Annotated in this window: 20 protein-coding genes; 10 read left to right on the top strand and 10 right to left on the bottom strand. The window is 72.7% G+C overall.

Features of this window, described 5'->3' with window-relative positions:
- The first annotated feature begins 82 nt into the window (after positions 1 to 82).
- The 3 genes from LWC33_RS14885 (at position 83) to LWC33_RS14875 (ending at position 2,685) form a co-directional block, all read left to right on the top strand.
- Positions 83 to 1,297 (top strand): M24 family metallopeptidase, encoded by a 1,215-nt coding sequence (locus LWC33_RS14885; protein WP_233304973.1) that lies wholly within the window; start codon positions 83 to 85, stop codon positions 1,295 to 1,297.
- A 16-nt stretch (positions 1,298 to 1,313) separates the two neighbouring features.
- Entirely contained in the window at positions 1,314 to 1,889 is a 576-nt protein-coding gene (locus LWC33_RS14880) for an SDR family NAD(P)-dependent oxidoreductase (RefSeq protein ID WP_233304972.1), read from the top strand.
- Positions 1,890 to 2,007: 118 nt separating this feature from the next.
- The gene (locus LWC33_RS14875) at positions 2,008 to 2,685 is read left to right on the top strand and encodes a GntR family transcriptional regulator (protein WP_233304971.1); all 678 of its coding nucleotides are present in this window, start codon (positions 2,008 to 2,010) and stop codon (positions 2,683 to 2,685) included.
- A gap of 15 nt (positions 2,686 to 2,700) precedes the next feature.
- On the opposite strand, the gene LWC33_RS14870 is transcribed toward LWC33_RS14875, so the two are convergent.
- The 4 genes from LWC33_RS14870 to LWC33_RS14855 all read right to left on the bottom strand — a co-directional run bounded on the left by LWC33_RS14870 (position 2,701) and on the right by LWC33_RS14855 (position 8,501).
- Positions 2,701 to 5,124 (bottom strand): aldehyde dehydrogenase family protein, encoded by a 2,424-nt coding sequence (locus LWC33_RS14870; protein WP_233304970.1) that lies wholly within the window; start codon positions 5,122 to 5,124, stop codon positions 2,701 to 2,703.
- A gap of 11 nt (positions 5,125 to 5,135) precedes the next feature.
- Positions 5,136 to 6,533, bottom strand: coding sequence for an FAD-dependent oxidoreductase (locus LWC33_RS14865; protein ID WP_233304969.1), 1,398 nt, complete (start codon positions 6,531 to 6,533; stop codon positions 5,136 to 5,138).
- Positions 6,534 to 6,712: 179 nt separating this feature from the next.
- Positions 6,713 to 7,792 carry a proline racemase family protein gene (locus LWC33_RS14860; protein ID WP_233304968.1) on the bottom strand — a complete coding sequence of 360 codons (1,080 nt, stop codon included), beginning with the start codon at positions 7,790 to 7,792 and terminating at the stop codon, positions 6,713 to 6,715.
- Between the two features lie 16 nt (positions 7,793 to 7,808).
- On the bottom strand, positions 7,809 to 8,501 hold the full coding sequence (locus LWC33_RS14855; protein ID WP_233304967.1) for an SDR family NAD(P)-dependent oxidoreductase: 693 nt from the start codon (positions 8,499 to 8,501) through the stop codon (positions 7,809 to 7,811).
- A gap of 186 nt (positions 8,502 to 8,687) precedes the next feature.
- Between LWC33_RS14855 and LWC33_RS14850 the strand changes: the two genes are divergently transcribed.
- From LWC33_RS14850 to LWC33_RS14825, 6 genes are all read left to right on the top strand, one after another.
- Positions 8,688 to 9,299: a hypothetical protein gene (locus LWC33_RS14850; RefSeq protein WP_233304966.1), complete on the top strand. Its 612-nt coding sequence runs from the start codon at positions 8,688 to 8,690 to the stop codon at positions 9,297 to 9,299.
- Positions 9,300 to 9,301: 2 nt separating this feature from the next.
- The gene (locus tag LWC33_RS36015) at positions 9,302 to 9,778 is read left to right on the top strand and encodes a helix-turn-helix domain-containing protein (protein ID WP_233304965.1); all 477 of its coding nucleotides are present in this window, start codon (positions 9,302 to 9,304) and stop codon (positions 9,776 to 9,778) included.
- Positions 9,779 to 9,919: 141 nt separating this feature from the next.
- Positions 9,920 to 10,849, top strand: a complete 930-nt coding sequence (locus tag LWC33_RS14840; RefSeq protein WP_233304964.1) for an alpha/beta hydrolase — start codon at positions 9,920 to 9,922, stop codon at positions 10,847 to 10,849.
- A gap of 12 nt (positions 10,850 to 10,861) precedes the next feature.
- On the top strand, positions 10,862 to 12,493 hold the full coding sequence (locus LWC33_RS14835; RefSeq protein ID WP_233304963.1) for a flavin-containing monooxygenase: 1,632 nt from the start codon (positions 10,862 to 10,864) through the stop codon (positions 12,491 to 12,493).
- 32 nt (positions 12,494 to 12,525) lie between these two features.
- Positions 12,526 to 13,470 carry an alpha/beta hydrolase gene (locus tag LWC33_RS14830; protein WP_233304962.1) on the top strand — a complete coding sequence of 315 codons (945 nt, stop codon included), beginning with the start codon at positions 12,526 to 12,528 and terminating at the stop codon, positions 13,468 to 13,470.
- Between the two features lie 61 nt (positions 13,471 to 13,531).
- The gene (locus LWC33_RS14825; RefSeq protein WP_233304961.1) at positions 13,532 to 14,482 is read left to right on the top strand and encodes an alpha/beta hydrolase; all 951 of its coding nucleotides are present in this window, start codon (positions 13,532 to 13,534) and stop codon (positions 14,480 to 14,482) included.
- A gap of 16 nt (positions 14,483 to 14,498) precedes the next feature.
- Here the strand turns inward: LWC33_RS14825 and LWC33_RS14820 are convergent, their stop codons facing one another.
- Positions 14,499 to 15,545, bottom strand: a complete 1,047-nt coding sequence (locus tag LWC33_RS14820; RefSeq protein WP_233304960.1) for an alpha/beta fold hydrolase — start codon at positions 15,543 to 15,545, stop codon at positions 14,499 to 14,501.
- Positions 15,546 to 15,693: 148 nt separating this feature from the next.
- On the opposite strand from LWC33_RS14820, the gene LWC33_RS14815 reads away from it, so the two are divergent.
- Entirely contained in the window at positions 15,694 to 16,308 is a 615-nt protein-coding gene (locus LWC33_RS14815) for a cyclodeaminase/cyclohydrolase family protein (protein WP_233304959.1), read from the top strand.
- A gap of 3 nt (positions 16,309 to 16,311) precedes the next feature.
- Here LWC33_RS14815 and LWC33_RS14810 read toward each other — a convergent pair whose 3' ends face one another.
- Genes LWC33_RS14810 through LWC33_RS14790 form a run of 5 tightly spaced genes read right to left on the bottom strand, consistent with a single transcriptional unit; the run spans position 16,312 to position 23,291 of the window.
- Entirely contained in the window at positions 16,312 to 18,018 is a 1,707-nt protein-coding gene (locus tag LWC33_RS14810) for a formate--tetrahydrofolate ligase (RefSeq protein ID WP_233304958.1), read from the bottom strand.
- Positions 18,019 to 18,047: 29 nt separating this feature from the next.
- The gene (locus LWC33_RS14805; protein WP_233304957.1) at positions 18,048 to 18,962 is read right to left on the bottom strand and encodes a methylenetetrahydrofolate reductase; all 915 of its coding nucleotides are present in this window, start codon (positions 18,960 to 18,962) and stop codon (positions 18,048 to 18,050) included.
- A 13-nt stretch (positions 18,963 to 18,975) separates the two neighbouring features.
- Complete coding sequence (locus LWC33_RS14800) at positions 18,976 to 19,977, bottom strand: electron transfer flavoprotein subunit alpha/FixB family protein (protein WP_233304956.1); 1,002 nt, start codon at positions 19,975 to 19,977, stop codon at positions 18,976 to 18,978.
- Entirely contained in the window at positions 19,974 to 20,744 is a 771-nt protein-coding gene (locus tag LWC33_RS14795; protein WP_233304955.1) for an electron transfer flavoprotein subunit beta/FixA family protein, read from the bottom strand. The genes LWC33_RS14800 and LWC33_RS14795 overlap by 4 nt, the downstream gene beginning before the upstream one ends.
- A gap of 3 nt (positions 20,745 to 20,747) precedes the next feature.
- Positions 20,748 to 23,291 carry a GcvT family protein gene (locus LWC33_RS14790; RefSeq protein ID WP_233304954.1) on the bottom strand — a complete coding sequence of 848 codons (2,544 nt, stop codon included), beginning with the start codon at positions 23,289 to 23,291 and terminating at the stop codon, positions 20,748 to 20,750.
- Positions 23,292 to 23,296 lie beyond the last annotated feature (5 nt).

Here is a 23,296-nt window from a genome sequence, read left to right as displayed (position 1 = left end):
CGAGCGGCTGGAGGGAAGCGTGAGCCGGACGACGACCAGGTGGTCGCGCGAATCGGGCAGGCCGAAGCCGACGAGGCGGCCCGTGGTGGCCTCGCCCGAGGCGCGTAGCACCTGGCCGGAGGTGGATGCCCTGCTCGCCGAAGGGGCTGTGCAGTGCGCGCTCCTCCGGCTGCGCGCGTCCCTGCACCGGCACGGCATCGCCGCCGCCCTGCTGGCCGACCCCGTCAACGTCCGGTACGCGTCCGGGACGTCGATCATGCCGGTGTGGACGATGCATGCGATCGACCGTTACCTGCTGGTGCCGGCGGAGGGGGAGCCGGTGCTGTGGGAGTACGCCTCGGCGCCACCCGAGCTCCGCTCCCCGTATCCCCGCATCGAGGTTCGCGCCGCGACGGGCTGGTCGGCGTTCGGCGCCGGGGAGCAGGCCGGCGACCGGGCTGCCGCGTTCGCGGCGGACGTGATGCGTGCGCTCCGCGACCGAGGGATCGCCGACGAACGCATCGGGGTGGACCGGCTCGACGCGTACGGGTTCCTCGCCCTGCAGGGGGCCGGGATGCACCTCGTGCCGGCACAGCTGGCGGTGGAGCAGGCGCGGGCCGTCAAGGGAGCCGAGGAGATCGAGCTCATCCGCCGGTCGGTGGCCGTCGCGGATGCCGCCGTCGCCGACCTGTACCAGGCGCTGTGCCCGGGGATGACCGAGAACGAGGCGTGGGGCCGGCTCCTCGGCCGGGCGTTCGCGCTGGGCGCGGAGTTCGCCGAGTGCCGCCTGCTGTCGTCCGGGCCGCGGACGAACCCCTGGTTCCGCGAGGCGAGTGACCGTCCCCTGCAGCGCGGCGACCTGGTCGCGTTCGACACGGACCTCGTCGGTCCGGCCGGCTACCTGGCCGATCTCTCCCGCACCTACCTCGTCGGCTCCCCGAAGCCCACGGCGCGGCAGCGCCGGCTCTACGCCGACGCGCAGGCGTTCCTGGCCGACGTCATCGCCGAGCTGAAGCCGGGGGCCGCGTTCGACGAGGTCGGTGAGCGGCTGAGCCGCCGCCTACCCGCGGCCTACCACGCCGAGCGCTACCCCTTCATCGCGCACGGCAGCGGCCTCAGCGACGAGTACCCGATCCTCGCCTTCCAGGACCACCACGCCGGCGAGATCGAGGACGGGATGGTCTTCGGCGTGGAGGCCTACCTCGGGGTCGAGGGCGAGGACGAGGGGCTCAAGCTCGAGGAGCAGGTGCTCGTGACGTCCGAGGGTGTGGAGGTCCTCAGCCGTGCGCCCCACGACGAACGGCTCTCGGCGGCGTGACCGGGGAAGGAGCAGCGTGAGGTTCTCGGAGAAGGTCGCCATCGTCACGGGGGGCGCGGGAGGTGTCGGCAGGGCGCTGGTGCGCACGCTGACGCGGGACGGTGCTGCCGCGATGGTGGCCGACGTGTCGGCGGAGGGTTGTCGCGCGGTCGAGGAGGAGATCAGGGCCGCGGGCGGGGCGATCGGCTCCGTCGTCGGCGATCTCCGGGACAAGGCGTACTGCGAGCGGGTGGTCACGGAGACCGTGGAACGGTTCGGCGGCGTCGACATCCTGTTCAACAACGCCGGGATCATCCCTCGGGGGACCATCCTCGAGACGTCCGACGACATGTGGCACGCCGCCCTGGACGTGAATCTGACGGCCATGTTCTACCTGTCTCGAGCGGCCATCCCCGCCATGAAGCAGCGTGGGGGAGGGGCGATCGTCAACACGTCGTCCGTGTGGGGGGTCTACCCGGGGCCGGGTCACCTCGCCTACCGCACGAGCAAGGGAGCGGTGGCCTCCTTCACCAGGAGCCTGGGCCGCGACCATGCGCCCGACGGGATCCGCGTCAACGCCGTGTGTCCGCACGAGATCAACACGGCTTCCTGACCGGGGAGATCGTGGTGCTCGACGGTGGCCGGACCGCGAAGCTGCCGCTGCCGTCCTGACCGTCCGACGGGACCCGCCGATTACGCTGTCGTCGTCAGGCAGAGCTCCGGGAGGAACGATGAGCAGGTCCGTCGACACGGGTCCCGCCAGTCTCGGGCGGGAGCGGTTGGTGGATCAGGCCTACCGCCAGATCCGCGACGCCATCGTCGCCGTCCGCCTGCAGCCGGGGGCTCCGCTGGACGAGAAGGCGCTCAGTGCCTCCCTCGGACTGGGACTCACCCCGATCCGCGACGCGCTCAAGCGGCTGACGCTGGAGAGGCTCGCCGTCACCTATCCCCGCCGGGGGACCTTCGTCTCCCGGATCAACATCGCCGACGAGGCCCGGCTGACCGAGATCCGCGTGGAGCTCGAGGGCCTCGCGGCGGCGCTCGCGGCCGAGCGGGCCACCGAGGAGGAGCACGGGACGCTCCTGGCGTTGCTCGACGACCTGGAGCACGGCGGCCATGAACGCGCCGACCACACCGAGCTCGACGCCCGGGTGCACCGCGCGATCTACACCGCGGCCCGCAACGAGTTCCTCGAGGCCACCCTGAACCAGTACGCCAACCTGGCCCTGCGCATCTGGAACTTCTGCCTGCGGGAGAACCTGGCGGTCGCCCAGGCCGTCCGCAGCCAGCGGGCGGTCGTCGAGGCCATCGTGCGACGTGACGCGCTCGCCGCGCGGATGGCCGCCGAACAGCACCTCCGGGGCTTCTCCGAGGAGGTGCGTTCGACGGTTCTCGCCACCCGTGCGTGAGGCCCCCTCGGACCGTCAGCGCGCCACGTTGTGCATGACGTGCTTGGTGCGGGAGAAGTCGTCGAGCGCGTAGATCGACAGGTCGCGGCCGTATCCGGACCCCTTGAACCCGCCCCACGGAACCTCGCTCGCGAGCACGAGGTGCGCGTTGACCCACACCGTGCCGGCGTCCAGCTTCCCGGCGACGTCGTGGCTGCGCTGGGCGTCCTTGGTCCAGACCGAGGCCGACAGGCCGTAGGGGACCGAGTTGGCGCGGCGGATCACCTCGTCCTCGTCGGTGAAGGTCTCGACGGTGACGACCGGGCCGAAGATCTCCTCGCGGGCGCACTCCGCGCCGCCGGGCACGTCGACCAGCACGGTCGGAGCGACGAAGTAGCCGTCACCCTCCAGCGGGCCGCCGCCGACGGCCGCGCGGACGCCCTCCGCCCGGGCGCGCTCCAGGTAGCCGGTCACCCGGTCGAAGTGGGCCTTCGACGTCAGCGGCCCGATCTCGACGTCGTCGCCCGCGCCGGGCTCACCGACGACCATCGAGGAGACCTCGTCGACGAGCAGCCGGGAGAACTCGTCCGCCACCGACTCGTGGACCAGCACCCGGCAGGCGGCCCCGCACTCCTGGCCCGAGTTCCAGTAGCCGGCGGCGCGCAGGGCCGTCGCGGCGGCCGCCAGGTCGGCGTCCTCGAAGATCACCACCGGCGCCTTGCCGCCCAGCTCCAGGTGGACGCGCTTGAGCGACTCGGCAGCGGCGCGGGCCACGGCCTTACCGCTGTGGACCGAACCGGTGAGGGCGATCATGGCGACGTCGGGGTGCTCGGCGAGCCGGGTACCGACCACCGGGCCGTAGCCGGTCACGACGTTGACCACGCCCGCGGGCAGGATGTCGGCCACGAGCTCGGCGAACTTCAGGGTGGTGAGCGGGGTCTGCTCCGACGGCTTGATGACCAGGGTGTTGCCCGCCGCCAGGATCGGCGCCATCTTCCAGGCGCCCATCAATAGCGGGTAGTTCCACGGGGTCACGACGCCGATCACGCCCAGCGGCTCGCGGAGCATGACCGACAGGTGGTCCTCCGCATAGTGCCCCGCCGCCGCCGACGTGGGTGCGCGCAGCGCCCCGGCCATGAAGCGGAAGGTGTCGACGGTCTGGGCGACGTCGTCCTGCGCGACGGCCGACGGCTTGCCGGTGTTGGCCGACTCCAGCCGGGCGAGGAGGTCGGCGTGCTCGGCGACCCGGTCGGCGACGCGGTGCAGCAGCTCGGAACGCTCCTTGGGCGTCAGCCCGCCCCACGCGTCCTTCACGGCGTACGCGGCGGCCACCGCGATGTCGGTGTCCTCGGCCGTGCCCTCGGCGACCCGGGCGATCGTGGCACCGGTGCTCGGGTCGACCACGTCGATGGACGTCCCGGACCTCCCGGGTCGGAAGGCGCCGTCGATGAAGTGCCCGCCCGGGGGCAGGTCGCCCTCCCGGAGGATTCCCCCGGTGCGTACTCGGCGCACCGCCGGCCGACCGGTCTCGGTGCTGATCCCCATCATCGTCGCCGTCGTCGCCGTCGCCATCGTCTCCATGGTCGCGGTCTTCGCCAGGTGCGCGATCCGGGCGGCCGCGGCGGGGTCGAGCTCGGCGACCGGGGGACGCGGCGCGCCGACGGGGAAGCCCACCGCCGCCATGCCCGCCTTGACCGCCGCGATGAACGGTTGCGCCATGATCGCCTCGATCAGTGGGTAGATCTGGGACCAGGTCTTCCGGGCTCGCTCGAGGTCGCCTGCGCTGACCGCGTCGTAGACAGCCACGAGCTCGCTCGGCACGACGTTCGCCGTCCCCGCCATCACGCCCGCGGCACCCTCGGACAGGGCCGACAGGAGCAGGCTGTCCCAGCCGACGAAGGTCGAGATGACGTCGCCGTGGTTGTGGATCAGCCGGGCCGACTGGTCCATGTCGACCGTCGTGTTCTTGATGTAGCGGATGTTCTCGACCTCGCGGGCGAGCATGCCCACCGTGTCCGGGTCCAGGTCGACCCCGGTCGCCACCGGCAGGTTGTAGAGCATCACCGGCATGTCGACCGATCCGGCGACCGTTCGCAGGTAGGTGAGCGTCTCGTCGACCGAGAGCGGCTCGTAGTAGGGGGCCACGAGCATGACCACCTCGGCGCCGACCGACTGCGCGTGCCGGGAGAGTGCGATGGCCTCCACGGTGCTCGTCGCGCCGGTCTGCGCGACCACCGGCACCCGGCCGGCGGCCTGGTCCACGACCGTCTCGACGACCAGGCGGCGCTCGTCGCTGCTCAACGCGGTGAACTCGCCGGTGGAGCCGCACGCCACGACGCCGTGCACCCCTCCGGCGATCGAGCGGTCCACCACGGCCCGCAGGCGCGCCACGTCGAGCGCGCCGTCGGCGGTGAAGGGGGTGGCGAGCGCGGTCAGAACGCCGCCCAGCTGCAGTGTCATCTCTTTCTCCTTCAGGGTCGTCCGCCGGCGGCCAGCGGAAGGCTGTGGACCGCGCGCTGCTGGCGCTCGGTGGCGAGCAGGCTCGCGGCCTCCTGTGCAGCCGAGAAGCCGGTCGAGATCGCCGTCTCGGTGTAGAGCGTCCCGAGGTAGTCACCGGCCAGGATGACGCGGCAGCCCCGCCGTGTGAGGGTCGGTTGGAGCGCCCCACGCCCCGGGAAGCAGTAGGGCGCACCGGTCTCCCAGCGCTGGACCTGCGCCTCGACGACCGAGGCGCCGAAACCGCTGCCGAGGACCTGGTCGAGGTCGTGGGTGTAGATGCGCAGGATCTCGTCCTCGGTCCTGGGCAGCAGGGTGCGGGCCAGGCCGGCCGGGGAGAAGGTCATGATGCTGCTGCCCGGCAGCCGGGCGGTCTCGCTGCCCCGGACGAGGCTGGCCTGGTTCAGCACGATGTTGAACGACCGTTTGGGGGTGGCGATGCCGTACGCGGCGTCCCACGGCTGCGGGGTGGACTCGTCGGTGAGGAACGCGGCGCTCACATAGGGCCCGTAGACCACCTTGCCGAGCGCCTCGCGGATGTCGTCGGGAAGGTCGACCGCGACCCGGTGGCTCACGGTGGCCGGCGTGGCGAGGACGACGCAGCGGCCCTCGACCTCCTGGTCCCTGCCGTTCTGCCGGTACCGGACGACGACGGACCGCTTCGTGTGCACGATCTCGTCGACCCGGGCGTCGAGCTGCACGCGGTCGCCCAGGGCAGCGGCGATGGTCTGGGTCAGGGTGGACGGGCCACCCACGATGTTCCGGTTCAGGCCCTGGCCGATGTTCCACACCAGGCTGAAGTAGCCGATCCCGGCACCGGCGGCGATCTCGTGCGGGTCCGCGGCGGAGCGGGTCACCGTCGGGTAGAACAGCGCTCCCGCGTCCTCGGGCAGGTCGCCGACGAAGTCCTGGAAGCTGCGGTCGTTCTCGAAGTCGTAGATCCGCTGCTGCCGGATGCCCGGGTCCTCCCCGGGGCGCCGGCGCACGATGCGGGCGTAGCGCAGCACCTGCCCGCTGACCTTCATGCCGGCCCTGACGAGCGCGACGCGCGAGGACAACGCCATCGGGATCCGGAACGGGTAGGCCTGCACCGGACCAGAGATCAGCAGTCTGCCGTTCATCGCCACGCCCGCCAGCGAGCCGGGCACCTGCGCCGCGGTGATGCCCACCTCGGACAGCAGGGAGTCGGTCGACGATCCGGAGCCGGCGAACACGTGCCCGCCCCAGTTCAGCCAGAACCGGCCCCGCCGCTCGGAGCGGATGCGGCCGCCGACCCGGCTGTCGGACTCCAGCAGCACCGTGTCCCAGTGCCGCAGCCTCCAACCGGCGCTCAGGCCCGCGAGACCGCCCCCGACGATGACGACGTCCTTCATAGGCGGACACCCTTCACAGCGGCGTGACATGTCGCTGATATACCTGAGCAATGTAATGCCGGCTCGGGGCGGCGTCAATGGTCCGGCCTGCGGTGATGCCGGCGCGGCGGCACCGCTGTGAAGGGAACCGGCGGGTTGCCCCCGTCGGAAGGGGCCTCGGCTTCGAGGCCGATGGGTTCTCAGTCCTGGACCGGGCTCCAGATGTCGCCGACGGTGAGACCCGTCGGGAACGGGTCGTCGGGCTGCAGGACGTGCTGGACGTGGCCGGTGATCCACGCCCGGCCCTGGATCGAGGGCACGACGGCCTCCTGACCGCCGACGGTGGTGCGTTCGTGCAGCACGCCGCGGAAGGTGGTGCCGAGTACGCCCTGGTGGACGAACGGAACTCCGAGTCCCAGCTCGCCGCGGGCGTGCAGGGCGGCCATCCGCGCGGAGGTACCGGTGCCGCCGGGCGAGCGGTCCAGGATTCCCGCCCACGACGTCGGATCGTCGAGGACGATCCGGCCGCACGGCATGACGACGCTGTTGCGCCCCGAGACGTCGGGGGAGTCGGGGGGCCCGTGGAGCAGGGCCAGGTCGATCGTGGTGACGTCCGGCCGGTCCGGGTGCGCGACGGGAACCTGCTCGCGGGCCGCCGCGAGGAGTGCCGTGCCCGCGCGGATGATCGCCGGGGCGTGCCGGGGGCCGAGGGCCACGCCCATGTCGGCGGCGCGGGCCATGACGTAGACCTGGCCGCCGAAGGCGACGTCCACGGCGACCGTCCCGTACTCGGGCACCGCGATCATCCGGTCCAGGGCCATGGGGAACGAGGGCACGTTGCGCACGCGAACCCACCGCACGCGACCGCCCTCGACCCGGGCGGTCGCCTCCACGGGGCCGACGGCCGTGTCGATCCGGACGACCGTCTCCGGCTCGGTCGACGGCAGACTGCCGGTCTCCAGCAGCGCGGTGACCGTGCACATGGCATTGGCGCCCGACATGGGCCGGAAGCCGCCCTGCTCGAGGATGATGATGCCGACGTCGGCGGTCGGGTCCAGCGGCGGCAGGACCAGCACCCCGCACATCGACGGATGCCCGCGGGGCTCGCGCAGCAGCAGGCGACGGAGCCACTCCAGCTCCGTCTCGCACCAGCGCAGGCGCTCGGACCACGTCGTGCCGCGCACGAGGAGATGGGCGCCGGGCAGCACCCGCCCGACCTCGCCCTCGCAGTGCACGTCGATCGACGTGATCGTTCTCGTCCCGTGGGAAGCCGGTGCCACCGTGCCGCCCCTCCCGCTAGGCGTCCCCGTAGACCGGGATCCGGGCCCCGCTGATCGGGGCGGCGTCCGGACCGGCGAGGAAGGCGATCACCCGGGCGATCGCCTCCGGGCTCACGGCGCGGGCGGCGAGGTCCGGGGACATCCAGGTGCGGTTGGCCGGGGTGTCGATCACCGAGGGCAGCACCGCGTTGACCCGGATCCCCTGGGGGCGGAGCTCCTCGGCCAGGAGTTCGGTCATCCGCACCACCGCCGCCTTGCTCGTGGCGTGGGCGACGGGGGCCGCGCCGCCCACGGCCGTCTTGGAGCCCACGGTGACGATGGCGCCTCCACCCGCCGCGGCGAACCGGGCCGCCGCTTCGCGGGCGCACCACACCAGTGAGGCGACGTTGGACTGCCACATGGCGTCCCAGACGTCCTCGGTGAGGTCGGCGAGCGAGCTGGGGCGGAAGCCGCCGGCGAGGGCCACCAGCACGTCCGGCGTCCCGATCGAGTCGATCGTCTTCCAGGCCGCGGCCACGTCGTCGGGTCGGGACAGCTGAGCCGCCACCGGGTGGACCCCGTCGAGCCGGCCGATCTCGTCGAGGGGGTCGCCCGGCCGGTCCAGGGCCACGACGTCGCGCCCGCCGCGACGGAACTCGGCCACGACGGCTCGGCCGAGCGCGCCGGCGGCGCCGGTCACGACGACGAGGCGGCCTGTCGTGCTTCCCATCGGTCGCTCCTCCTGCAGGGTCTCGGACCACCTGCGCGAGGAGTCTCCCAGAAGAAGGGGACGGCATGGGTGATTGCGCCCGCGCCACGTCGCCGTCGCCCGACTGCCCGAGGGAGCAGCGACGCAGCGGCCCGCTGCCGTTCGGCCGCCTTCCCCGCCGGGTGTGAGGCACCTAACCTGATCGTCGTGTATGGCCTGCTGCTGCGACTGTCCGCACTCGACGCGGACGCCGCGAGCGCCCTGCGGGTCATCGGTTTCTTCGACGTGCTGGTCGAGCAGAGCGCCGGGGTCGACGTCGTCCTCAAGCGCACCGCCGCGCTGGCGGGGTGTGCGGTCGGGCTCCGGCGGACGGACACCCCGCAGGGGCGCCGGGCCGACGTCGACACGCCGGTGCACGACGGCACGCCCCCGATCTGGGCCCGGGTCCGCCCGGTGCCCGTGGACCACGAGATCTGGGTCGAGCGCTTCGGGACGCCCCTCCCGTTGGACGATCTGCTGCTCGAGCGCTTCGCCCTGGCCACCTCCGTCGCGCTGAGCCGGCGGCAGCGCGACGTCGAGGACATGGACGCGCCGGCGCTGCTCCGCCTCGCCGTCGATGCCGCGGCGGACGAGACACGGCGTCGGCGGGCGCTGGCCCGGCTGGGCCTCACGCCCACCGGCCTGGTCCACACGATGGCCGCCGAGGGCGCACCGGGGCTCGTCGACACCCTCGCCGCGTCGGCGGGTCCGCTGCTCGCCCGGGCCTCGGTGGGGATGGCACACGCCCTGCTGTCGGCCCGCCCCTTCCCGAGGACCTGAGCGTGCCCACCGGCACCCGGGTCGGGATCGCCTCGCCGCATCCCGCCGCGTCCCTGCCCGCCGCGTGGCGGGAGGCGAGCATCGCCCTGCGGTACGCACTGCCGAGCCGGCGCGATCACCCGCCCTACTCCCTCGACGAGGCGGTCGCGGTGCGCTATCCGGACCTGGGCGGGTTCGGGGCGCTCGCGGAGCGCATGCCGCCGGAGGCGATCAACGAGGTGGCGGACGTCCGGGCCCTGGACGAGCTGGCGGGCGAATCCGCGGGGGAGGAGCTGCTGCGCACGCTGGAGGTCGTCGCCTCCACCGAGTCGATGCGCCGCGCGGCGACGATCCTCCACCTGCACCACAACTCGGTCGCGCACCGGGTGACCCGGGCCGAGAAGGTGCTGGGCTTCACGCTCGCCGAGCCCTACGCACGGTCCCGGCTGATGCTCGCGCTCGTCCTGCGCAGGCTCCGTGACTCGGCCGATCTCGCTTGAGCCACGGTGCCGTTCGGCCGCCATGTGGCGCACGGACGGGACGGATCGTCGCCACGTGACCCATGACACGTGGTCCCGTGCCGACCATGCTCGTGTCGGCGGGCAGACCGACGTCGCCGCCCATCGCCGAGGAGCGTTCCGATGACGTATCGCTTCGATCCCGAGCTCGCGCCCTGGATACCGATGATGCCGACCTTCGACATCACCGACCCGGTCGCGGCGCGCGCCGAGCTGGCCGAGCAGGTGCGCCAGGTGCCCCAGTACACGCCGTCGCAGCCGTTGGTCATCGAGGACCGGACGCTGCCCGCTCCCGGGGGCGCTCCCGACGTGCCGGTGCGGATCTACACGCCGGCGCGGCGGCCCGCTCCGTTGTCGGGTCTCCTGTTCCTCCACGGTGGAGGGTTCGTCGTCGGCGGCATGGACGGCGAGGACGGGCGGGCCCAGGAGATCGCGGCCGAGGCGGACGTCGTCGTGGTGTCGGTGGAGTACCGCCTCGCCCCGGAGCACCCCTTTCCCGCCGGGCTCGACGACTGCTACCTGGCGCTGTGCTGGTTCGCGGCGCACGCCCCGGAGCTGGGGGTGGACCCCCGGCGCATCGGGGTCGGGGGCGGCAGCGCGGGGGCCGGCCTGTCCGCCGCGGTGGCGTTGCTCGCCCGGGACCGCGGCGGACCCGCGCTGCGGATGCAGTACCTGAGCATCCCGGAGCTGGACGACCGGCTCGACAGCCACTCGATGACGCTCTATACCGACACCCCGATCTGGAACCGGCCGAACGCCGAGCTGTCGTGGCGCTACTACCTCGACGGCCAGGAGCCGACCCAGTACGCCGCACCCGCGCGCGCGGCGGACCTCCGCGGCCTGCCCGCCGCCTACGTCGACGTGTGCGAGTTCGACCCGTTGCGGGACGAGGGCATCGCCTACGCGCAACGTCTCAGCCAGGCCGGGGTGCCGGTCGAGCTCCACCTCTTCCCCGGGACCTTCCACGGATCGTCGCTGGTCACCGAGGCGACCGTCTCGAGGCGGATGGCGGCGGAGAGCCTGACGGCCATCCGCAGGTTGTTGCACGACTGACGAGGAGAAACCATGAGCGACAGCACTTCCGGCCCGGGCCCCCTGGACGTCCTGGTGATCGGGGCCGGGTTCGCCGGCCTGCACATGGTCCACAAGCTCAGGGAGCAGGGGTTCTCGGTGCACGGCCTGGAGGCGGGCTCCGGGCCGGGAGGCACCTGGTACTGGAACCGCTACCCGGGAGCCCGGTGCGACTCGGAGATCATGTACTACTCGTTCTCGTTCCTGCCGGAGCTGGAACAGGAGTGGCCGCTGCTCGAGCGGTACCCCGAGCAGCCCGTGATCCTCCGCTACCTGGAGCGGGTTGCCGACGTGCTCGACCTGCGCAAGGACTTCACCTTCGACACCCGGGTGAACGGCCTGTCCTACGACCAGGAGGCCAATCTCTGGACCGCGCGAAGCGAGGGCGGTGACGAGTGGACGGCCCGGTTCGTCGTGACGGCCGTCGGGTGCCTGTCCGCGGCGAACACCCCGGACATCCCGGGTGCCGACACCTTCGCCGGACGGTCGCTGCACACCGGTGCCTGGCCGCACGAGCCCGTCGACTTCACCGGTCAGCGGGTGGGCATCATCGGCACCGGTGCCTCGGCGATCCAGGCGATCCCGGTCATCGCCAAGCAGGCGGGGCACCTCACGGTCTTCCAGCGGACCGCACAGTTCACGATCCCCGCCGCCAACGGGCCGCTCGACCCCCGGTTCGTCGAGATGTGGAAGCAGAACTACCCGGAGTGGCGCCGGCGCGCGAGGCACTCCATGGCGGGCGTCCCCTACACCGCCACGGACGTGTCGGCGCTGGAGGTCCCGGAGGAGGAACGGCGGGCCCGGTACGAGACGACCTGGGAGCAGGGCGGGTTCCTGTTCTCCCTCGGCACCTACAACGACCTGCTGACGAACGAGCAGGCCAACGCCACGGCCGCCGACTTCGTGCGGTCGAAGATCGACGAGATCGTCGACGACCCCGACGTGGCGGAGAAGCTGAAGCCCTCGGGGTACCCGATCGCGACGAAGCGGCTGCCACTGGACACCGACTACTACGTCACCTTCAACCGCCCCGACGTCACGCTGGTCGACCTGCGGCGGTCCCCGATCGAGGAGATCACGAAGCAGGGCATCCGGACCGGCGACGAGCTACACGAGCTCGACATCCTCGTCTACGCGACCGGCTTCGACGCGCTGACCGGTCCGCTGACGGCGCTGAACATCACCGGCCGGGACGGGCGCCCGCTGACCGACGCCTGGGCCGAGGGCCCGCGCACCTACCTCGGGCTGGCCGTACCCGGTTTCCCGAACCTGTTCACCATCACCGGGCCGGGGAGCCCCTCGGTGCTCAGCAACATGCCCGTGTCCACCGAGCAGCACGCCGAATGGATCGGCGACTGCCTGCTGCACCTGCGCGAGCGGGGGGTCGACCGGATCGAGGCGACCCCGGACGCCACCGAGGAGTGGACCGACCACGTGCAGGAGGTCGCGTCCGGGACGCTCTACCCGCGGGCCGCGTCCTGGTACATGGGCGCCAACATCCCCGGCAAGCCGCGCCTGTTCCTGCCCTACGTCGGCGGCGTCGGCGTCTACCGCGACAAGTGCGACCAGGTCGCGGCGGACGGCTACGTCGGCTTCGAGCTCGATGCGGGCAGGGCACTGGTCTGAGCGGATCCGACGATCCGAGAAGGAGGAACACGATGGCACTCGACGAGGCCACGACGGGCCTGCTCGCGCAGCTGGCCCAGCTCGACGCGAAACCGCTGCACGAGATGACCCCCGAGCAGGCCCGCGATTTCACGGCGACGCTCAGCGAGCAGACCGGCCCGGGACCGTCGGTGCACCGGGTCCGCGACACGCGCGTGCACGTCAGCGGGGGAGCGGTGCCCGTCCGCATCCTGACCCCGTCCGAGCACCCGCGGGGCGTGATCGTCTGGTACCACGGCGGCGGCTGGGTGATCGGGGGGATCGACGAGGCCGAGCCGCTCGGTCGGACGATGGCCGCCCGCACCGACTGCGTCGTCGTCCTGGTGGACTACCGGATGGCACCGGAGTACCGCTTCCCGACCGCCGTCGACGACGCGTGGGCCGCGCTGCGCTGGACCTTCGACCACCTCGACGACCTGGTGGGCGGGCCGGCGCCGGTGATCGTCGCCGGGGACAGCGCGGGGGGCAACCTCGCGGCGGTCGTCGCCCAGCGGGCCGTGCGGACGGGTGGGCCGGTACCTGCCCTGCAGGTCCTCGTCTACCCCGTGACCGACTGCGACCTGGCGACGACGACCTACCAGGACCCGGAGAACCAGCTGCTCCTCGGCCGCGACAGCATGATCTGGTTCTGGGACCACTACGCCCCGGATCCCCTGTCCCGGGTGCACCCCGACGCCGCGCCCCTGCGCGGTGACTTCCTGCGGCTCCCCCCGGCGGTGATCCTGACCGCGGAGCACGACGTGCTGCGCGACGAGGGCGAGCTCTACGCCACCCGGCTGCTCAAGGCGAACGTCCCGGTCCGGCACCGGCGGTTCACCGGCCAGATGCACGGCTTCTTCACCATGATCGGCGCCCTGCCGGGGGCCGACGCCGGCATGGACTACGTCGTCGAGGCGATCGACGAGGAGCTGAAGGGCGCGGCGGAACAGGCCGGCTGAGGACGTCGTCCCCGGCCCGGCCGGAGCGCCCACCCCGAACAACCGAGAGTACGGAGGCCCCATGTCACGCTCGTCGTCGATCGACCCCGAGTCCCTGGTCCCCCTCACCGCGTTGCTGGAGGCGATGCCGGGCGGGTTCAACGCGATCCCGGACATCGTGGCGCGGCGGGCCGCCGTCGCCGAGATGCTGGCGTCGGTGGAGGTACCGGACAACCCCGACGTCGCCAAGGAGGACCGGTCCGTCCCCGGTCCCGACGGGGCGCCGGACGTCGCGGTCCGGATCTACCGCCCCGTCCGCGCCTCCGGTGCGGCCCCCGGCATCCTCTACATCCACGGGGGCGGGATGGTCCTGGGCTCGGTGGCGGGTGAGGATCCGACGGCGACGATGCTGTCGGACGCGCTCGGCGCCGTCGTCGTGTCGGTCGAGTACCGGCTCGCCCCGGAGCACCCGCACCCCGCACCGGCGGAGGACTGCTACGCCGTCCTGGCCTGGATGGGGAAGAACACCGACGAGCTGGGCGTCGACCCCGACCGGCTGGTGCTCTACGGCGGGAGTGCGGGCGGCGGGCTCGCCATCGCCACCGCCCTGCTGGCTCGGGACCGCGGCGGGCCGCCGCTGCGGTTCATGATGCCGATCTACCCCATGATCGACGACACGAACACGAGCCCGTCCACGCACGAGATCCTGGACGTGGGCATCTGGGACCGCGCGGGCAACGAGGAGGCCTGGGCCTGGTACCTCGGGGGCGGGCAGGCCGACGGGTACGCCGCGCCCACCCGCGCCGCGGACCTCGCGGGCCTGCCGCCCGCCTACATCGACGTCGGCACCGTCGACCTCTTCCGGGACGAGGACATCGCGTTCGCGCAGCGGCTCATGGCCGCGGGCGTGCCGTGCGAGCTGCACGTCCACCCCGGTGCCTACCACGCGAGCGAGACGTTCGCGCCCGACGCGGCCCTGTCCCGGCGGATCTGGGCGGGCCGCCTCGACGCCCTCAGGCGCGCGCTCGCCTGAGGAACCCCGCGGCCAGTCAGTCGACGTGCTCCTTCAACAGGTCGCCGATGCACGTGTCGATCTGCTCCCGGTCGCGGTCGGCGATGCAGAACATCGCGAAGTGGGCCCACAACGAGTCCACGACGCGGAACTCGCTGTTCGGGATCAGGCGCTGCTCGGCCTCGCAGTCCTCCGGCGGGAAGAACATGTCCCGGGAGAACGGCACCACGTACGTCTTGGCCGTGATCCGTCCCAGCGCCGCGGCCAGGTCTCCGTTCGTGTGCTGGCTGACGTCGCCGTGGCGCCACTTCCACCCCATCCAGATGAGGTTGTTCGGGTCCATGGGCGCGAAGTAGTTGTCCCAGAACCGGTGCAGGAAGTCCTCGAGGGAGGAGAAGCCGTAGGCCCGGTAGGCCTCGGAGTTGTAGAACTCCGGGCACAGCCCCATCACCGACCACGTCTGCGCGTGGCGGCGCAGGCCCACGTGCACGTCGCTCTGGTCCTTGTAGAACCCGCCGTCCCATGCCGGGTCCGACTTCAGCGCATCCTCGTGCGAGCGCACGAAGAGGTAGTCGTGGGCGGTGGTCCTGGCCGTGCCGGCGAACGGCAGCGCCCGCTTGACCATGTCCGGGTACCGGACGGCCCACTCGTAGGTCTGCTCGGCGCCCATCGACCAGCCCAGCACGAGTTCGAGGCGCTCGATCCCGAAGACCTCGGTCACGAGCCGGTGCTGTGCCCGCACGTCGTCGCCGATCGTGACGTGCGGGAAGGCGCCGCCGTTGAACGGCGGCGGCGTATTGCTCGGCGAGGAGGAGAACCCGTTCGCGAACTGCCCCGGGAAGATGATGAAGTACTTCGACGGGTCGAGCGGACGGCCCTCGCCGACGAAGATCTCCATCGACGCGGACGTCCCGGACCACATGTGCGGGAACAGGACGGCGTTGTCCTTCGCCTCGTTCAAGGTGCCGCGCGTCTTGTAGGCGAGCCGCGCGTTCGGCAGCGTGATCCCGCCGGCCAGCTCGAAGTCGCCGAGATCGAGGTACTCGTGCGGGCCGTGGATCTCTTCCGAGTAGTAGTTCCCCATCGTCCTGGCACTCCCTTCGACGGTCGCCTGCGGTGACGTAGGCCACACAGGCTCCCGCTGTCGGGGGTCGAGGGCGACCGCCAACCATCGCAATGGCGGCGGTCGGCGCCGGTACCTGCGCGGACGTCGACGGCACTAGCGTGGCGGTGTGCGGAGCTGGAGCATCGACGCGTACCTCGCACGCCTGGCGGCCCGGAACCCGACGCCCGCCGGCGCCGCCGTCGCCGCGCTCAACGTGGCCCAGGCCGCGGCGCTGCTGATCATGGTGGCGCGGTTCCGCGTCGACCGGGATCCGCCGGTGGGCGACGTCGCGCGGGGCGTGCTCGCGCGCGCCGAGGAGCTGCAGGAGACGGCGCTGCGCCTGGCCGAGGCCGACCTCGGGGCCGTCGACGAGGTCGCCGCCGCCTACACGCTGCCCCGCGCGACCGAGGTCGAGCGGGCGCGGCGGGCCGAGGCGATCGCCGACGCCCTCCTCGTCGCCGCGGGCCCGCCGGCCGAGCTGGTCGGGGTCGGCGCGGAGCTGGTCGGGCTGTGCGAGCGGATGGTCGAGGTCGGGAGCGGGGCTCTCCTCGGGGACGTGGCCGCGGCCGCCGACGCCGCGGCCGCGGCGCTGAGCATCAGCCGCACGAACGTCGAGGCCGACATCGCCCCACGTCGCGGTGCCGCCGAGGCCGAACGCCTCGCCGCCGCCGTCGGCCCCGTCGACGACCTCCTCCGCCGGGCCGCACGGGTCCGCGAGGACGTCCGGCGTGCACTCGCGTGACGCTCAGGAGAGGTTGACGATGTTGCCCTCCCCGTCGATGTCCACCAGGTGGGCGGCGGGCGTGGCGCCGAGGCCGGGCATGGTGCGCATGTCACCGCAGATCGGGTAGATGAAGCCGGCACCGACGGAGGCCCGCACCTCCCGGACGGGCAGGCGCCAGCCCGTGGGTGCCCCCTTGAGCGAGGCGTCGGACGACAGCGACAGGTGGGTCTTGGCGATGCAGACGGGGAGGTGGCCGTAGCCGTTCGCCTCGTACGTCGCGAGCTGGCGTGCCGCGGCGCGGTCGTAGTCCACCCCGGCGGCGCCGTAGACCTTCGTCGCGATCGTCTCGATCTTCTCCTCGAGACCGGCCGAGTCCGGGTAGAGGAAGCGGAACCCGCCGTCCGGCCCGGTCGGCTCGTCGGCGGCCTCGGCGACCGCGTCGGCCAGGTCCCGGGCCCCACGCCCGCCCTCGGTGAAGTGCGTGCAGACGGCGACCCGCGCGCCCATCTCCTGCGCGATCTCGGCGATCGCCGCGTGCTCCGAGGGGTGGTCGCCGGGGAAGGCGTTGATCGCGACGACCGGCGACACGCCGTGCAGCCGGATGTTCTCGATCTGCTTGCGCAGGTTGGCACCGCCGATGTGGACCTCGTCCGGGTTCTCGGCGAGGAGCGCCTCGGGCAGCGGCCGGCCCGCGACGATCCGGTGGTGCCCCGAGTGCGCCTTGAGCGCCCGCACCGTCGCCACGACCACCGCGGCGTCCGGGGTGAGGCCCGAGGCCCGGCACTTGATGTTGAAGAACCGCTCCGCGCCCATGTCGGCCCCGAACCCCGCCTCGGTGACGAGGAAGTCGCCGCCGTGGATGCCGATGAGGTCGGCGACCACCGACGAGTTCCCGTGGGCGATGTTGCCGAACGGGCCGGCGTGCACGAGGACCGGCGTGTTCTCCAGCGTCTGCATGAGGTTGGGCTTCAGCGCGTCCCGCATGATCACCGTCATGGCGCCGGCGCCGCCGATGTCCTCCGCGGTGACCGGCGCGCCCTGCCGGGTGTAGCCGACGACGATGCGGCCGAACCGCTCCCGCATCTCCTGCAGCGACCGGGCGAGGGCGAAGATCGCCATGACCTCGCTGGCCGCCGTGATGTCGAACCCGGTCTGGCGGGGGATCCCGTCCGTCCCGCTGCCCAGCCCGACGATGATGTTGCGCAGCGCGCGGTCGTTGACGTCGAGCACCCGGCGCCAGGTGATGGCGTGCGGGTCGAGGCCGGTGGCGTTGCCCTGGAAGAGGTGGTTGTCCAGGACGGCCGAGAGCAGGTTGTGCGCCGCGGTCACGGCGTGGAAGTCCCCGGTCAGGTGCAGGTTGAGCACGTCCATCGGGATCACCTGGCTGTAGCCGCCGCCGGCCGCCCCGCCCTTGATGCCGAAGGTCGGGCCCATCGACGGCTGCCGGATCGCCACCGTGGCCTGCCGCCCGGTCTGGCACAGTGCCTGGCCGAGGCCGACGGTGGTGGTGGTCTTGCCCTCGCCCAGCGGGGTGGGCGTCACGGCGGACACCACCACGTACTTCGCGCGGGGCCGGTCCGCGAGGTCCTCGATCGCGGCGAGCTTGATCTTGGCGACGTGTTCGCCGTACGCCTCGAGCAGGTGCGGCCCTATGCCCATGGCGGCGGCCACGTCGTCGAGCGGCTTCAGTGAGGCGGTCTGTGCGATCTGCAGGTCACGCGGAATCATCGACGGTCTCCTCGGTCGTGGCAGGGGCGTCAGGCGGTCACCCGCAGGCAGTCGCGCTCGTCCACCTCGAACCTGCCGTCGCGGATGTCCGCGGCCCAGGCGGCGGTGGGTACGAGCGCGCCGAACGGGAAGAAGTGCACTGCCCGCAGCAGGCTGTGGGGGTCGGACGCCGCGGCCGCGGCCAGGCCGAGCAGCGTCGCGTCGGGATGGTGGACGGGCGAGGTCGCCAGCTTGAGCACCCCTCCCGCCTGCTGGCGGAGCACCTTGAGGGAGGGCCCCACGCCGCACCTCAGGCCGAAGCGGAGCAGGCGGGCGGGTGAGGTGAGGCCGGGCAGGCCGACGTGGACGGGCACGTCGACGCCCGCGGCCCGGATCCGCCGCTCCCACGCGACGATCGGGTCGGCGGCGAAGCAGAACTGGGTGACGATGGTCGGGTCGAACCCGCGCGCCCGGGCGATACCGCACTTGGTGACGAGGGCCCGGAACAGCTCGTCGTCGTCGACGTCGGGATGCCCCTCCGGGTGGCCCACGATGCCGACGCGACGGATCCCGGCCTCCTCGAGGAGACCCGAATCGAGGATCTGCGCCGTCTCGGAGAACTCCCCGACGGGGGTCGTCAGCGACCCGGCGAGGAGCAGGACGTCCTCGACCCCGGCCGCGGTGAGGTCGGCCAGCATGCCCCGCAGGGCGGACCGGTCGGGCACCGCCCGGGCCGCGAGGTGCGGCACCGGACGCATCCCGACCGCCCGGACGGCCCGGGCGACCGCCACCGTCTCGCTCCACGGGTGGTGCGGCAGGAAGGTGAGGTAGACGGCCGTCCCGGTCGCCAGGTGCTCGGTCAGCGGCGGGAGCGCCGCCGCCTCGCGGGGTGTGATCTCCACGCTGAACGGGGACATCAGCCTGCGCAGGGCGGTGGTCAGCTCGGCGTAGGTCGGTGTCGGCATCGCGCAGTTCCCTTCAGCCTCGACGTCGCCGGATCTCGGCATTGATCGCGGGGACGACCTCGTGCATGTCACCGATCACCGCGTAGGTCGCCTTGGTGACCATCGGCGCGTTCTCGTCGGTGTTGACCGCCAGGATCGTCTTCGAGCTCGCACAGCCGGCCCAGTGCTGGATCGCGCCGCTGATGCCGCAGGCGATGTAGAGCTCGGGGGAGATCCGGCTCCCGGTCTGGCCGATCTGCTCGTGGTGCGGGCGCCAGCCCATGCTCGTCACCACGCGGGAGACTCCGAGCGCCCCGCCGAGCAGCTCGGCCAGCTCGGCGACGTGCCCGAAGCCGTCCGCGCCGCCGGCCCCGCGTCCGGCGCCCACGACCACCCGGGCCGAGGTGAGCGCACCGGACAGGTCCGGCTCGGCGGGCTCGGTCGACACGACGCGCGTCACCAGGTCCGCCTCCGCGACCTCCGGCGAGAACTCACGGACCGCCGCGGGCACGGGCGGGACCTGCTCGGCCTCGACCGCGTGACCGGCGACCGTCAGCACCGCAGGGCGCCGGGGGAGGAGCATCTCCTCGAGCGCCGCCCCGCCCATCACCTGGCGGACTAGCCGCAGCGCACCGGTCCCGCCCTCGCCGTCATCCTGGCCGTCGCCCTCACCCAGGCCGACGACGTTGGCCGCCATCGGCACGTCGAGGCGCGCGGCCAGGTGGGCCATGACCTCGAGGCCGCGCGGTGACCCCGGGGCGACGACGGCGTCGGGGTCCGCAGCCGCCACCACGGCCTGCACGGCGGCCGCCCAGGCGGCCCCGCCGTAGGCCGAGAAGGCCTCGCCGGTGGCGTGGTGCACCTCGGTGACGCCGTAACCCGCGAGCTGGTCGACCAGCTCCTGGGGGAGCGGTCCGATCACCAGGGCGTGCACCGGGCCGCCCGTCCGCTTCGCGAGGGTGCGCGCGAACGTGACGGCCTCCAGCGAGACCTCCGTCGCCCCGCCCCCGTCGGTCTGGACCAGCGTGAGGATCACCGGGTCACCCCCATGCGCTGCAGCAGGTCGACCACGGACGGTGCCGCGTCCGGTCCGCTGCCGAGCACCTCGACGGTGCTCGGCTGGGCGGGCGGCAGCGTGAGCCGCACCCGGCCGGGTCCGCGCGGCTCGTGCCGCGGCGCCACGGTCTCGATCGGGATCTTCTTCGCCTTCATCCGCCCGACGACCGACGGGTAGCGCGGCTCGACGCCGCCCTCGAGCACGGTGGCGACCGCGGGCAGCGGCACCGCGAAGGTCTCGACGCCGTCCGGCCCGTCGCCGCGCGCCGTCGCCACGCCGCCGTCGACCTCGATCGTGCGCACCCCGTTGACCACCGGCCGGCCCAGCGCGTAGGCGAGCCGGACGCCGACCTGGAAGTCACCGGTGTCGGCGGCGTCGTTGCCGAGCAGGATCAGGTCGTGGGTGCGGCCCTCCGCGGCGTGCGTCTCCACGACGGCCGCGATCTCCCGGACGACGTCGACCGGCCCGTAGCCGACCGGGTCGGCGTCGATGTGCACGGCCGCGGCGCAGCCGACGGCCAGGGCGGCGCGGAGCTGCTCGACCGCGGCCTCGGGCCCCAGGGTCAGCACGGTCGCGGTGCCGCCGGTGGCCGTGGCGATCCGCTCGGCCAGCTCGACGGCGCAGTTCTCGTGCGCGCTCACGGTGAACCCGACGTAGCGGGCGTCGACCGCCTGCGCGTCGGGGGTCAGCAGCACCTCGCCCGCGACGTCGGGCACCCGCTTGATGCAGACCAGCACATCGGCCATGGGTCAACCCCTGATCCGCTCGTTGGCCGGGTCGAACAGCGGGGTGGCGTCGGCCGAGCCGACCGTCACCGGGTAGAGCTCCTCCATGTAGGACACGGCGAGCCGGTTGCCGATCACCGCCTGGTCCGGCGGCAGGTAGGCCATCAGGACGTGCTTGCCGAGGGACGGGGCCGACCCGGCCGAGGTGACGTAGGGGTGGTGGCCGTGGCCGTCGGTGAGGGCGCCGCCGTCGCGGGTGAGGATCGGCTCGCCGCCGAGCATGTAGCGGTTGCGGCCGCTCGCCGAGCGGTGGTCGTCGACGGTGAGCGTGCACAGCACCGTCCGCGGGTCGGCGGCCCGCTGGGCGAGGTACGCCTCGCGCCCGACGAAGTCGGCCTCCTTCACCTTCGGCCGCGCCATCCCCGCCTCGACGATCGTGCGCTCGCCGTCCAGCTCGAACCCGAAGGCGCGGTAGCCCTTCTCCAGCCGACCGGTGGTGCCGTAGACGCCGATCCCGACCGGGACGGCGCCGTCCGGCCGCCCGGCCTCGTGCAGCAGCTCCCACACCCGGGCGCCCTGCTCCATGGGGACGTAGAGCTCCCAGCCCAGCTCCCCGACGTAGGAGATCCGGGACGCGAGCACCGCGACGCTGCCGAGCGTGATGCCCCGGCAGGTGAGGAACGGGAAACCCGTGTGCGAGATGTCCGCGTCGGTGAGGCGGCCGAGGATGTCCCTGGCCTTCGGTCCCCACAGCCCGATGGTGGTGAACGCCGAGGTCTGGTCGACGATCGCGGCGCCGGCGGGCAGGTGGTCGGCGAACCACTTCAGGTCGGCCATGCCGTGGAGGCCACCGGTGACCACCCGGTAGCGGTCGTGGGCCAGTCGCATCACGGTCAGGTCGGACCGGAAGCCGCCGTTCGCGTCGAGCACCGGCGTGTAGATCACCCGGCCTTCCGCCACGGCGGCCTGCGCGACGACGATCCCCTGGACCGCCTGCTCCGCGGCCGGCCCGACGACGTCGAAGATCGCGAAGGCGGACAGGTCCACGATGCCGGCGCGGTCCCGCATGGCGAGGTGCTCGGCGTTGATGATCGGCGACCACCAACGGGAGTCCCACTCGTGCTCGCGCGGCATGACCGCGTCGCCGTACTCACCGAGCAGGGCCTCGTTCGAGGCGTACCACATCGGCCGTTCCCAGCCGACGGTCTCGAAGAACTCCGCGCCCGCGGCGCGCTGCGCGGCGTGCATGGGGGCGAGCCGCTTGCCGCGCTCCCCGTCCCACTGCTCGCCCGGGTGCACGATGCCGTAGGTCTTGTTGAACGCCTCCGAGGTGCGCGAGCGCACGTGCGGGCGGGTGCGCTGGTGCGGGTAGAAGCGCGCGATGTCGGAGTGGTGGAGGTCGATCTCGGAGTACCCGTGGGTCATCCACTCCGCGACCGCCCGGCCGACCCCGGGACCCTCCTTGATCCACACCGCCGCCGCCGACCAGAGGCCCTTCACCTCGGGCGTCTCGCCGAGGATCGGGGCGCCGTCGGGGGTCAGCGAGAGCAGGCCGTTGATGGCGTAGCGGATCTCGGCGCCGTCGGCTCCCAGGGCGTCCGGCATGAGCTCGAGCGCCTGCTCCAGCTGCGGGTCGAAGTCGTCGGCCGTGAACGGCGTCTCGGTGGGGGACAGGCGCGCCTGGTCGATCGACGGGATGTCCTCCGGGTCCCACAGGATGGGACGGTGGGCGTAGGAGCCCACCTCCATGTCCGCGCCGTGCTGGCGCTCGTAGCAGAACGTGTCCATGTCGCGGATGATCGGGAAGGAGATCTCGCCGGGCCGCTCGGCGAGCTGCGGGATCGGTCCCACCGAGATCATCTGGTGGACGGCGGGGGTGAGCGGGATGGCCGCGCCCGCCATCCGAGCCAGCTTCGGGCTCCACACCCCGCAGGCGATCACGACGGTCTCGGCCTCGATGTCGCCGCCGGTGGTGCGCACGCGCCGGATCCGCCCGCGCTCGACGTCCATGCCGAGCACCTCGACGGTCGATACCACGGTGAGCGCGCCGAGGGCCTGCGCCGACTCCCGCATGAGCGTTCCCGCGCGCAGCGAGTCGACCACGCCCACCGAGGGCGTCCAGAACGCCCCGAGGATCTCGTCCTTGTCCAGGAACGGTACCCGCTCGACGACGTGGTCCGGCGTCACCAGCTCGGCCGGGATGCCCCACGCCCGCGCCGACGACATGCGCCTGCGCAGCTCCTCCATCCGCTCCTCGGTGCGGGCCACCTCGTACCCGCCCGACTCGGTGAAGACGCCCAGCTCCTTGTACTGGCGCATCGAGTCGAGCGTGAGGTCGGTGATCTCGCGCGAGTGGTCGACCGGGAAGATGAAGTTCGAGGCGTGCCCGGTGGAACCCCCGGGGTTGGGCAGCGGGCCCTTGTCGATCTGCAGGATGTCCCGCCAGCCGAGGCGGGCGAGATGGTGCACGAGGCAGTTGCCGACGATGCCGGCGCCGATCACGACGACGCGGGCGGTGGCGGGGACGGCACGAGCGGAGCCTGCGGAGCGAGCATCGGTACTGGCCATCGGTG

Source organism: Pseudonocardia terrae, assembly GCF_021343995.1.
Lineage (GTDB): Bacteria > Actinomycetota > Actinomycetes > Mycobacteriales > Pseudonocardiaceae > Pseudonocardia > Pseudonocardia terrae.
This window is presented reverse-complemented; position numbering and strand designations above follow the sequence as displayed.